General features: G+C 65.1%; 11 protein-coding genes and 1 tRNA gene. 6 read left to right on the forward strand and 6 right to left on the reverse strand.

The window, feature by feature from the left end; translation table 11 throughout:
• Positions 1-11: 11 nt before the first annotated feature.
• The gene (locus ACP5E6_RS06160) at positions 12-1,286 is read right to left on the reverse strand and encodes an RsmB/NOP family class I SAM-dependent RNA methyltransferase (RefSeq protein WP_427952878.1); all 1,275 of its coding nucleotides are present in this window, start codon (positions 1,284-1,286) and stop codon (positions 12-14) included.
• Positions 1,287-1,310: 24 nt separating this feature from the next.
• Positions 1,311-1,386 (reverse strand) — tRNA-Ala (locus ACP5E6_RS06165).
• Positions 1,387-1,493: 107 nt separating this feature from the next.
• Between ACP5E6_RS06165 and ACP5E6_RS06170 the strand changes: the two genes are divergently transcribed.
• Together ACP5E6_RS06170 and folD are read left to right on the forward strand one after the other, a co-directional pair.
• Complete coding sequence (locus ACP5E6_RS06170; protein ID WP_427952880.1) at positions 1,494-1,799, forward strand: YggT family protein; 306 nt, start codon at positions 1,494-1,496, stop codon at positions 1,797-1,799.
• Positions 1,796-2,662 carry a bifunctional methylenetetrahydrofolate dehydrogenase/methenyltetrahydrofolate cyclohydrolase FolD gene (gene folD, locus ACP5E6_RS06175; protein WP_427952882.1) on the forward strand — a complete coding sequence of 289 codons (867 nt, stop codon included), beginning with the start codon at positions 1,796-1,798 and terminating at the stop codon, positions 2,660-2,662. Before ACP5E6_RS06170 ends, folD begins: the two co-directional genes overlap by 4 nt.
• 207 nt (positions 2,663-2,869) lie before the next feature.
• Here folD and ACP5E6_RS06180 read toward each other — a convergent pair whose 3' ends face one another.
• Genes ACP5E6_RS06180 through ACP5E6_RS06195 form a run of 4 tightly spaced genes read right to left on the reverse strand, consistent with a single transcriptional unit; the run spans position 2,870 to position 5,274 of the window.
• Positions 2,870-3,112: a hypothetical protein gene (locus ACP5E6_RS06180; RefSeq protein WP_427952884.1), complete on the reverse strand. Its 243-nt coding sequence runs from the start codon at positions 3,110-3,112 to the stop codon at positions 2,870-2,872.
• A gap of 12 nt (positions 3,113-3,124) precedes the next feature.
• On the reverse strand, positions 3,125-3,721 hold the full coding sequence (locus ACP5E6_RS06185; protein ID WP_427952886.1) for a YeeE/YedE thiosulfate transporter family protein: 597 nt from the start codon (positions 3,719-3,721) through the stop codon (positions 3,125-3,127).
• On the reverse strand, positions 3,718-4,245 hold the full coding sequence (locus ACP5E6_RS06190; RefSeq protein ID WP_427952888.1) for a YeeE/YedE thiosulfate transporter family protein: 528 nt from the start codon (positions 4,243-4,245) through the stop codon (positions 3,718-3,720). The genes ACP5E6_RS06185 and ACP5E6_RS06190 overlap by 4 nt, the downstream gene beginning before the upstream one ends.
• A gap of 42 nt (positions 4,246-4,287) precedes the next feature.
• Positions 4,288-5,274 carry a sulfurtransferase gene (locus tag ACP5E6_RS06195; RefSeq protein WP_427952890.1) on the reverse strand — a complete coding sequence of 329 codons (987 nt, stop codon included), beginning with the start codon at positions 5,272-5,274 and terminating at the stop codon, positions 4,288-4,290.
• A 232-nt stretch (positions 5,275-5,506) separates the two neighbouring features.
• Between ACP5E6_RS06195 and ACP5E6_RS06200 the strand changes: the two genes are divergently transcribed.
• From ACP5E6_RS06200 to ACP5E6_RS06215, 4 genes are all read left to right on the forward strand, one after another.
• A complete protein-coding gene (locus tag ACP5E6_RS06200; RefSeq protein WP_427952892.1) occupies positions 5,507-7,702 on the forward strand; it encodes a molybdopterin-dependent oxidoreductase in 2,196 nt (731 codons plus the stop codon).
• A complete protein-coding gene (locus tag ACP5E6_RS06205; protein ID WP_427952894.1) occupies positions 7,702-8,244 on the forward strand; it encodes a 4Fe-4S dicluster domain-containing protein in 543 nt (180 codons plus the stop codon). The genes ACP5E6_RS06200 and ACP5E6_RS06205 overlap by 1 nt, the downstream gene beginning before the upstream one ends.
• A gap of 24 nt (positions 8,245-8,268) precedes the next feature.
• Positions 8,269-9,309: an NrfD/PsrC family molybdoenzyme membrane anchor subunit gene (nrfD, locus tag ACP5E6_RS06210; protein ID WP_427952896.1), complete on the forward strand. Its 1,041-nt coding sequence runs from the start codon at positions 8,269-8,271 to the stop codon at positions 9,307-9,309.
• 10 nt (positions 9,310-9,319) lie between these two features.
• Positions 9,320-9,987: rhodanese-like domain-containing protein (locus ACP5E6_RS06215; RefSeq protein ID WP_427952898.1), on the forward strand; the 668-nt coding region annotated here is incomplete at its 3' end.

Raw genomic sequence — 9,987 nt, forward strand, 5'->3', positions numbered from 1 at the left:
CCAGACCCGGTTTATTCTGTTCCAGAGTCTGGCGATTTTGGCTTCGTCAGTCGCGCGGCGAAAAACCCGTCCATGCCGCCCCGATCCGACCACAGACCAGGATGTGTCCGCAGATCGCCCAGCGGCGTGATCGCCTCGGGCAGACCGGGCAGCTCGGCAGCGGACAGCGGTGCGCGCGCCAGACCGAGCCGCCCGCAAGCCGCGGCCACCCGGCCGAAGCCTTCCTCGTCCTGCAACGAGCATACCGCGTAAATCAGCGTGCCGCCGGGGGACAGCATCGCGCTGGCGGCATCCAGCAACCGATCCTGGATCGCCGTACACGCGCCGATGTCATCCGGCCGCCGCAGATGCGGAATCTCGGGATGCCGCCGGATCGTGCCGGTCGCCGAACAGGGCGCATCCAGCAAGATCATCTCGAACATCTGGTCGGGACGCCACGTCAACGCATCCGCCGTCACCACCGTCACCGGCATGCCCATCCGCGCGCAATTCTGCCGCAACCGCTCGAGCCGCCGGCCATCCCGATCGAGCGCTGTGACCATCGCTCCCGCCGCCGCAAGCTGCATCGTCTTGCCGCCCGGTGCTGCGCATAAATCGAGGACACGACGGCCACGCAGGTCGCCGAACAACTGAACCGGCAGCGCTGCGGCCGCGTCCTGCACCCAGAGGGTTGCTTCGGTGAAGCCTGGCAGGGCGGTCACATCGGTGCCTGAAGGCAGCCGCGCTGAGCCGGTCGGCAGCAGCATGGCCCCGTCGGGCGGGGCCGCGCCGGGCCGGATCGACACGTCGAGCGGCGCCTCGAACTGATGGGCGATTGCAATCGCCCGCGCCGCCTTGCCCCAGGACGCCCAGAGCCACGCCGGCGTATCCAGTCGCGGCTGATCAAGCGCGGCCAGAGCCGCCGTGCCCGCTGCCGTCACCCGGCGCAGCACCGCGTTGACCAGTCCGGCGAATTTGCCCACCCCGTGCGTATGGGTCAGCGCGACCGAGGTACTGACCGCCGCATGTCCCGGGGTGCCCAGAAAGAGCGCCTGCGCCGCGCCGATTCGCAGGATATGCCGCACTTTCACGGGTGGTGCCTTGGTCAGATGCTCATCGAGCACCGCATCCAGACTGCCGAGATGGCGCAACACGCTCGCGGCGATCCGGTGCGCCGCCGCCTTGTCGCGCGCCTCGATCCCCGTCAGCTGATCCAGCGACTGGTCGAGCGGTCGATGACGGTCCAGCACGCCGCTGATCAACGCGAAAGCGGCATCGCGGGTCGGGTCGCGGTCTGTCGAACTCATGAATACCTTTGCACAGGAGAGGGATGGTGGAGCTGAGGGGAATCGAACCCCTGACCTCCTCATTGCGAACGAGGCGCTCTCCCAACTGAGCTACAGCCCCATCCCTGAAGGCCGCTTCGCGCGATTAGGCATGGAAGTCAAGCACCCCGCGCGCATTGCGTGAATGCCGCCACTTCGCTAACCCGACAACGACCTTTGGAGGCAACAATGCTCGCAGCCGTGTTCTGGTTTCTGAACGAAGTCATCGAGATCTATATCTATGTCATGATCGCCGCCGCCATTTTCAGCTGGCTGCTCGCGTTCGGCGTGCTCGATACCCGCAACCGCATCGTCTATCGGATCGAGGATTTTCTGATCCGCGCGACCGAACCCTTTCTGGCGCCGTTCCGGCGATTCATTCCGAGCATCGGCGGCATCGATATTTCGTTCATCATCGCTTTCCTGGTCCTGCGCGCGTTGCAGATTTTCCTCGCCGGACTCTATGGGCATCTGGTGATGAACGGCTTCCAATGACCGCGACTCTCATCGATGGCAAGGCGATCGCGGCCACCCTGCGCGCCTCGGTCGCGGCGCGCGCCGCGTTGCTGGCGTATCGTCCCGGCCTCGTGGTCGTGCTGGTCGGCGAGGATGCCGCCAGCACCGTCTATGTCCGCAACAAGGAGCGGTCGGCGACGGCGGCCGGGTTTGACTCCCGCACCATCCGCCTGGCCACTGAAACCACCCAGGCCGCCCTGCTCGCGGTAATCCGGTCCTTGAACGACGATGAGGCGATCGACGGGATTTTGGTCCAGCTGCCGCTGCCCGGCCATATCGCCACCGACGCGATCATCCGCGCGATCGATCCGGCCAAGGATGTCGACGGATTTCATCCCGAAAACGTTGCCGCCCTCGCGCTCGGCAATCCCCGCCTGGTGCCCTGCACGCCGCGCGGCGTGATGCTGCTGCTGGCCGCCAGCGGCATCCAAATCAGCGGCAGCCGCGCCGTCGTGCTGGGAAGGTCCAACATCGTCGGCCGTCCGATGGCGGGCTTGCTGCTCACCGCCGACGCAACGGTAACGATCGCGCATTCCCGCACCCGCGATCTCCCGGCCGAATGCCGCCGCGCCGACATCCTGATCGCCGCGGTCGGCCGGCCAGCCATGGTCGAGGGCGCATGGGTCCGCCAGGGCGCCACGGTAATCGACGTCGGGATCAACCGCACCGCCGAGGGCGCATTGATCGGCGATGTCGATTTCAACGCGGTCAGGACGGTCGCAGGGGCCATCACCCCGGTGCCCGGCGGCGTTGGCCCCATGACGATCGCCTGCCTGCTCGACAACACGCTGATCGCCGCGGCGGCACGGCGCGCGAAACTATCCGGTGCTGCGAACGCGTGATCGGCATCGGTGCGGTAGCCGGGCAACGCAAAATCCCGACGCTCGGGTTGCGAGCGTCGGGATCGGGCCATGGCCAGGGCGTTTTTGGGAGCCGTTTCGTGGAGGCTGATCGTGTCGGGCCGATCATTACCCCGTCGTTACTTTAGTCGTCGAGCCATCTTGCCGCCTCCGGTTGACGCATGAGCATCATCCTCGAGCGATCATGGTTCAGGGGGCGCAGGGATTCGCCGGCTTTTTCGCGGTTTTTTTCATGGTTTTGCCGGTTTTGTCGGTCTTCGGCTTGGCGGTGGCCGGTGCCGAGGGGGCGCAAGGGTTTTGCGCCGTCGCGGCGTAGGCACTCCCGATGGGGTTGAGATGGCTGATCGCCGCCGGCAGCGCCGGGGTCAGCCCCATGGCGACGGCAAGCAGCGAGACCGTGCGGCGGGAGGGTTTCAGAGAGCGTTGCGTCATGGCAGGCAAGTCCTAATGTTTGGGTTGCGTGGCGGCGATCGGGGCGAACGGGGTGACCGTCGTCCGGGTCGAAGCGGATTTGGCACGATCGACCAGCCAGCTGATCGTGACCAGTACGGCGGTCAGAGCGGCGAGCACCACCCAAGGCGATACGTGCAGCAACTGGGGCAGGGTGATCGAGGCGGGGCCGGTCTGGGCATAGACCCAGGATTTGATCGCGGGAAACACCGCATTGAACGCGAGTGTGCCGCCGCCGATCCCAACCAGGAACATCAACCCGTCCAACCGGCCGGACGCCATGGCGACCGCCGAGGTGCCGGGGCAATAGCCGCCGACCGCCATGCCGACGCCAACGCCAACACCGCCAAGCAACGTTCCCCAGAAATACACCGACGGGACAAATATATCCGACAAATGGATCAAGCCGAGCGCGCGTGACGCATAGAGCAGAATACCGCTGACCACGATGGCGGTGAACATCACCTTGAAAACCGCCCAGTTGGTGAAGCGGAGCTGCGCCGTCAGGCATCCGGGATCGCCGAATCCGGCGCCTTCCAGGATCAGACCGAACAGAACGCCGAGGACAAGCCCGGACCATGGGATCATCATGATAGTGACTTTCGTTGCCAGAGGGGTTTGAACACGGCGCCGAACGCGACACCGGCGGCGAAAAATCCGATCAGGAACAGGAACCCGGCCGCCGCGAGCGGGGCGGAGCCTGAAAGCCCCATGCCGCTGGTGCAGCCCATCGCCATGCGCGCGCCGAAGCCGGACGCGGCGCCGCCGAGCACGGCGAGACCCAGCCGCCCAAATGAGCGGACCTGCGGCGGACCATCGATCTGCGCGCCGAAACGGCGGCCGATCAGGCTGCCGGCCAGCGCGCCGATGACAACGCCGACAACTTCCCAGACGATCCAGGAATTGAGCCCGGCGCGGGCGTAGGCCGCCAGGTAATCATGCGGGCCGAAGGCATGCGGCACCACGGCGGCAACGCTCACCGCCGTCACCGAGGTGGTCGCTCCGGTCACGCCGAGGCCATGACCGGAGACGAAGAACGTCGCGAACAGAACAACGCCGAGTGCAATGCCCGAGAGATAGGGGTTCCACCGTGGTCTTGGGTTTGTCGCTCTCATGCTGTCTCCATCGCGGGTTGAAATGTAACGGGGGACGACAAGTCAGAAGGCGGATTTGCCGTCGACGACCGGCAGCGACGCATCACGCGTCCATTCCGACATCGAACCGCTGTAGAGCTTCACGTCCGGCACCCGTGCGATCTCGCGCAGCGCGAACCAGTCGAGCGAGGCGAGATGGCCGGTGTTGCAGAACGTATAAGCCGGCTTGTCGGCCGAGATACCGGCCTTTTTCATCGCCGCCTCAACGCCGGCGCGATCCATGATGCCCTCGTGATCGGCGGTCAGCACCACGGAGAACGGCAGGTTGAGCGCGCCTGGAATGGTGCCGGCCTTTTTGTCGACGCCGGGCCGGATTTTGCCGTCATATTGTTTCGCCGGCCGCGCATCGACCAGCTGGAACCGATGCGTGTTCAAATCCGCCTGCACCATGCTGCGGGTGGCCAGCAGCGCTGAGTCGAAATGCGGCGTGAAACTTGCCACGGCAGGGGTGACATCGCCGGTGGCGACCGGGTCCTTCGGATTGGCGAGCCAGGCATGGTCGCCGCCGTTCATGATCGAGACGTTGTTCATGCCCTCGATCCGCAGGGTCCAATAGATCCGGGTGGTGGCCGGAAAATCGCCCTTGACCGCGCCGCCCGGCACCAGGATCACCCGGCTGTCGTTGCTGATGCCGACGCCGCCGATCACCTTGGCAATCGTCGCCTCGGGCGGCAGCACGAAGGGCAGGCCGTTCATCGGAATCCGCCAATGGTCGCTCAGAAACCCGGTGAAGACCGCGCCGGGGATGTGCTCTTTCTCGTAGGCCGGCTTCTGCTTGTCGAAATCATAAACCTCGACGACGACCAGACCCGGCGTGTGCAGATGAGCCGCGACCCATGCCGGCGTCACCAGGGCGGGGGCGACGGGTGCCGCCGCCTGGGCGGCGGACAAGCCGAACGGTGCGAGCGCCAGCATCGCCGCGAGAGCGACTCCTTGGCCAATCCGGCGGCGAAACGCGCTGACCGACCCCGAGTGTATCGATTGTTGCATGGATTATCATCCCTCCTGAGTTTTACCGTGAGCTTCCGGTCTTTTTGATGAACATGGACGTTCACCTCACAAATACGCGACCGAATCAAAACATGCAACAGTTATTATATGTAGCAGCGATTTCAGTCATTGATCGAAATCAATGACCATGATGGGCACGCCCGATAAGCCTCGGTCCAGCGAGCGGATGCCGGCGCGGGGTCGCCGGTCACGGCTCGCAAAGGAGATCCGCATGCAGCGCCGCGACTTTCTCAAGCTCAGTGCGACGGTCGGGGCCAGCGCCCTGCTCGGCTCGACCCTCGCCGGATGCACCGAGCCGGCCGAGTGGCAGAAAATGATGAACGCGCCACCGGCCACCGAGACCGCGACGGTCTGCAACATCTGTTTCTGGTCCTGCGCCGCCCGCGTTCACACCCAGGGGTCGCGCCTGTGGAAAATCACGGGTCAGCCTGGCGATCCGCATTCCGACGGTCGGTTGTGCACCCGTGGCACCGGCGGTGTCGGCGCCTATTACGATCCCAACCGGCTGGTCAAGCCGCTGCTGCGGGTCACCCGCAACGGCCAGCAGCGCTTCGAGGTGGCAAGCTGGGACGACGCACTCGGCGTGATCGCCGAGCGGCTGACCAAGGTCGCGAAAAATTACGGACCTGACCGGCTCGCCTCGCTGGTGCATGGGCCGGGTGCGGCGCATTTCGTGCATCTGAGCCGCGCCTTCGGCAGCGACAGCATCGCCGAGCCCGCCTTCGCGCAATGTCGTGGTCCGCGCGACACGGGATTTTTTCTCACGTTCGGCGAGGGCATCGCCTCGCCCGAACAGACCGATATGTCGAATGCGCGTTGCGTCGTGCTGATCGGCACGCATCTTGGCGAGAATCTGCACAATAGTCAGGTGCGCACCTTTGCCGACGCCATCCGCAACAATGCCACCATCATCACGGTCGATCCGCGCTTCTCGGTTGCGGCCGGCAAGGCGCAGCACTGGCTGCCGATCAAGCCCGGCACCGACATCGCCCTGCTGCTGGCCTGGATCAACGTGATCCTGGCCGAGAAACTGTATGACGCCGATTATGTCGCGCGCAACACCATGGGCCTGCCGGAGCTCGCCGCCTATGTCGCGCCGTTCACGCCGGAATGGGCCTATCCCGCCACCGGCCTCGAGCCCGAGGCGATCCGCCGGACCGCCCGGCTGATGGCCGCCGCCGCCCCGGCAACGGTGATCCATCCCGGCAGGCACACGGTATGGTGGGGTGATGACACCCAGCGCGCCCGCGCGATGGCAATTCTGGCCGGTCTTCTCGGTATCTGGGGCAGCAAGGGCGGCTACTACCTCCCGGAGACCGCGCTGCTCCCGGATTACCCCCTGCCGGAATACCCGGTGCCGAAATCCTCCTGGCGCGACGTCACCCTGTCGAAATATCCGCTCGCCGGCGCGCCGGTCACCAACGTGATCATCGACAACGCGCTGGGCAAGGACGCGCATTACCGCGCCCTGCTGATCTATGACACCAACCTGCCGATGACGATGCCCGGTATCCGCGAGAAACTACAGACCGCGTCGCAGTCGCTCGATCTGATCGTCGCCATCGATGTGCAACCTTCGGAGGTCACCGGCTATGCCGACGTCGTGCTGCCGGAATGTTCCTATCTGGAGCGCTACGACGGCTTGCGCAACGATCCTGAAATCGAACCCTGCATCGCGCTGCGCTCGCCGGCCCTGCCGCCACGGGGTCAATCGAAGCCGGGCTGGTGGATCGCCAAGGAAATCGGCAGCCGGCTCGGGTTGGCCGATTATTTCCCCTGGACGGATTATGCCGAGGTGGTCGATTGGCAGCTCAAGCAGGTCGGCAGTTCGCTCGCCGAGCTGAAAACCACCGGGATCAAATTTTTCCCGCGCACGACGCCGCTCTACTACGAAAAAGGCGAGACGATCCCGTTCAAGACGCCAAGCGGAAAGATCGAGCTGTATTCGACGATCCTGCACGATGCCGGGTTCGATCCCCTGCCCCGCTTCACGCCGCCCGCGGTCGGCAAGGCCGGATTTTTCCGCCTCAACTACGGCCGCGCGCCGCAGCACAGTTTCAGCCGCACCCAGAACAACCCGGTATTGTTTCAACTGATGCCGGAAAATCTGGTCTGGATTCACCCCAGCGTCGCGCGACAATTCGGCATCGAGAATGCCAGCTACGTGCAACTGGTCAACCAGGATGGCGTCGTCAGCAACAAGGTGCGCGTGCGCGTGACCGAGCGGACCCGGCCGGATTCGGTCTGGCTGGTGCATGGCTTCGGCCATACCGCGGAAGGGCTGAAACTCGCCTTCGGCCGGGGCGCCGATGATTCAGCGCTGATGACGAATATTCTGTTTGACCCGATCATGGGAGGCACCGGCATGCGTGGCAATTTCGTGACCTTCCGCAAGGCGGTGGCGTGATGACCCATTATGCGATGGTGATCGACACGCGCACCTGCATCGGCTGCACCGATTGCGTCGATGCCTGCCGGATGGAGAACAATGTTCCCGAAGGCCTCTGCTATGATTGGGTCGTCGAGATCACCAAGGGGAAATACCCCCATCTCGAAACCGAGTTTCGCTCCGAGCGGTGCAACCATTGCTCGAACGCCACCTGCGTCACCGCCTGCCCGACCGGGGCGAGCCAGTATTGGAACGGCAGCAACATCGTCGTGGTCGATGCGGCGAAATGCACCGGCTGCAAGGCCTGTATCGCCGCCTGCCCCTACGACGCCAGGCTGATCATGCAGCCGCAGGGCTACATCGGCAAATGCACTTTCTGCGTGCATCGGGTGCAATACGGGGAAGACCCCGCCTGCGTCGCGGTATGCCCGGCGCACGCGATGCATTTCGGGCTGCTCGATGATCCGACCAGCAACGTCAGCCGTTTGCTGGCCGAGCGCGATCATTACACGTTGCACCCCGAAACCGGCAACGAGCCGAACGTATTCTATTTGCGCTGACCATGAAAAACGAGGTGCCGTGACATGCGCGAGGAGGTTCTGGCCAGTGTTCTGGCCAATCCGGGTGTCGAGCCGACGCTCGCGATCTGGGGCTGGCAGATTGCGACCTATCTGTTCCTCGGCGGTCTCGCCGCCGGGTTGATGGTATTTTCCGGCTGGGTGGTGCTGAGCGGACGCACGGCACGCACACCCTTTGCCGCCAACCGCGCGCCGCTGGTCGGGTTGGTGCTGCTCGGCATCGGAATGGGCACGTTGTTCCTCGACCTGGAACGCAAGATCAACGTCTGGCGATTCTACGCGTTCCTGCACGATACCTCGCCGATGTCCTGGGGGGCCTGGATCCTGCTTCTGGTGTTCCCGGTGCTCGCGCTGCTCGCTCTGGCCGGAATGCCCGAAGGATTCCCCGGTCTTGCCGCCTATATCTGCCGCCTGCCGGTGGTTGGTCGGCGCGTCCTGTTGCCGGTAATCGGGCTGTGCGGTGTGATCCGGCGGCCGCTGGCGTTGCTCGGCGTCGTGCTTGGCATCGGACTCGGCATCTATACCGGCGTGCTGCTGTCGAGCTTCAATGCGCGGCCGTTCTGGCATTCGGCGCTGCTCGGTCCGCTGTTTTTGGTCTCCGGCCTGTCGACCGGCGCCGCGCTCATGATCCTGGGCGCGGGCACCAAGGAAGAGCGCCACCTGTTCGGCCGGATCGACCTCGGCCTGATCGTGGCGGAGCTCGCGCTGATCTTTCTGTTCGTGATCGACATGCTGAACGGTGACGCGCTGCAGCGCGCCGCGGTGGCGCATGTGCTCGGCGGGTCCGAGACGCATCTGTTCTGGATCGGCTTCATCGGCCTCGGCCTCGCGATCCCGCTGGTGCTTGAGGCCGCGATGTGGTGGCGCTCGATAACGCTGATCGCAGGTGCGGCGTCGGTGCTGGTGCTGCTCGGCGGCTTCCTGCTGCGCGACGTCATGATAACCACCGGCCAGCAAACCACCTGGACCAGCTTCAACAATCAGTTCAACCCCGGATTACTCGCCAAGCTGCGCACCGATGGCGAAAATCCGAACGGACGTTTTTAGGAGACGACCGATGCAGCGCACCAAACTCTCCCGCACCCGGATCTCCGGCCTCGCCATGGCGCTCGGCGCGATTCCGGCGTTGCCGATGGCGATCCCGGCGCTCTCGCCGCTGGGCATCGCCCGCGCCAATGCGCCAGACGCGGCGACATTGCAGACCATGGCCCAGGCGGTCGCACGTGGCGAAAACCTGACCACCCCGCATCATCTCCAGGGCTTGATCCTGGCGAAGCGGCGCGATTTCACCCTGATCGACCTGCGCGCCCCGGATGAGTTCGCCGCCGCCCATATCCAGGGTGCCACCAACATTCCGCTCCCCAAACTGCTCGAACCGGCGGAAGTCGTGAAACTGCGCCGCATGCCGCAGGTCATCGTGTACTCCACCACGACCGACGAAGCGGCCCAGGGCGTGGTGCTGCTGCGTCTGTCCGGCGTCACCGCAACCGCGCTGGATGGCGGGCTGCTCGCCTGGTCCCACATGGTCGCGGCGGCATCGACGCCGCAAACCGCCGCCATCGTGCGCGCCCTGAACGATTGCCCGCAACCCGCCCCCGCCGTGATTCCGGCGCTCGGCAGCATCGTCCCGGCGAGCGCCACAAGCCCCGCGGCGGCGCCCACGCCGGCAACCACGCCCCCGGCGGCGACACCACCGGCCAAGCCAAAGGCCAAGACGCCGATCAA

Source organism: Acidiphilium sp. (assembly GCF_049977125.1).
Classification (GTDB): Bacteria; Pseudomonadota; Alphaproteobacteria; order Acetobacterales; family Acetobacteraceae; genus Acidiphilium.

What these genes read in the sequence shown, in the direction of transcription:
- ACP5E6_RS06160 (WP_427952878.1), bottom strand. Translation starts at nt 1,286, where the DNA reads ATGAGTTCGACAGACCGCGACCCGACCCGCGATGCCGCTTTCGCGTTG.
- ACP5E6_RS06170 (WP_427952880.1), top strand. Translation starts at nt 1,494, where the DNA reads ATGCTCGCAGCCGTGTTCTGGTTTCTGAACGAAGTCATCGAGATCTAT.
- folD (WP_427952882.1), top strand. Translation starts at nt 1,796, where the DNA reads ATGACCGCGACTCTCATCGATGGCAAGGCGATCGCGGCCACCCTGCGC.
- ACP5E6_RS06180 (WP_427952884.1), bottom strand. Translation starts at nt 3,112, where the DNA reads ATGACGCAACGCTCTCTGAAACCCTCCCGCCGCACGGTCTCGCTGCTT.
- ACP5E6_RS06185 (WP_427952886.1), bottom strand. Translation starts at nt 3,721, where the DNA reads ATGATGATCCCATGGTCCGGGCTTGTCCTCGGCGTTCTGTTCGGTCTG.
- ACP5E6_RS06190 (WP_427952888.1), bottom strand. Translation starts at nt 4,245, where the DNA reads ATGAGAGCGACAAACCCAAGACCACGGTGGAACCCCTATCTCTCGGGC.
- ACP5E6_RS06195 (WP_427952890.1), bottom strand. Translation starts at nt 5,274, where the DNA reads ATGCAACAATCGATACACTCGGGGTCGGTCAGCGCGTTTCGCCGCCGG.
- ACP5E6_RS06200 (WP_427952892.1), top strand. Translation starts at nt 5,507, where the DNA reads ATGCAGCGCCGCGACTTTCTCAAGCTCAGTGCGACGGTCGGGGCCAGC.
- ACP5E6_RS06205 (WP_427952894.1), top strand. Translation starts at nt 7,702, where the DNA reads ATGACCCATTATGCGATGGTGATCGACACGCGCACCTGCATCGGCTGC.
- nrfD (WP_427952896.1), top strand. Translation starts at nt 8,269, where the DNA reads ATGCGCGAGGAGGTTCTGGCCAGTGTTCTGGCCAATCCGGGTGTCGAG.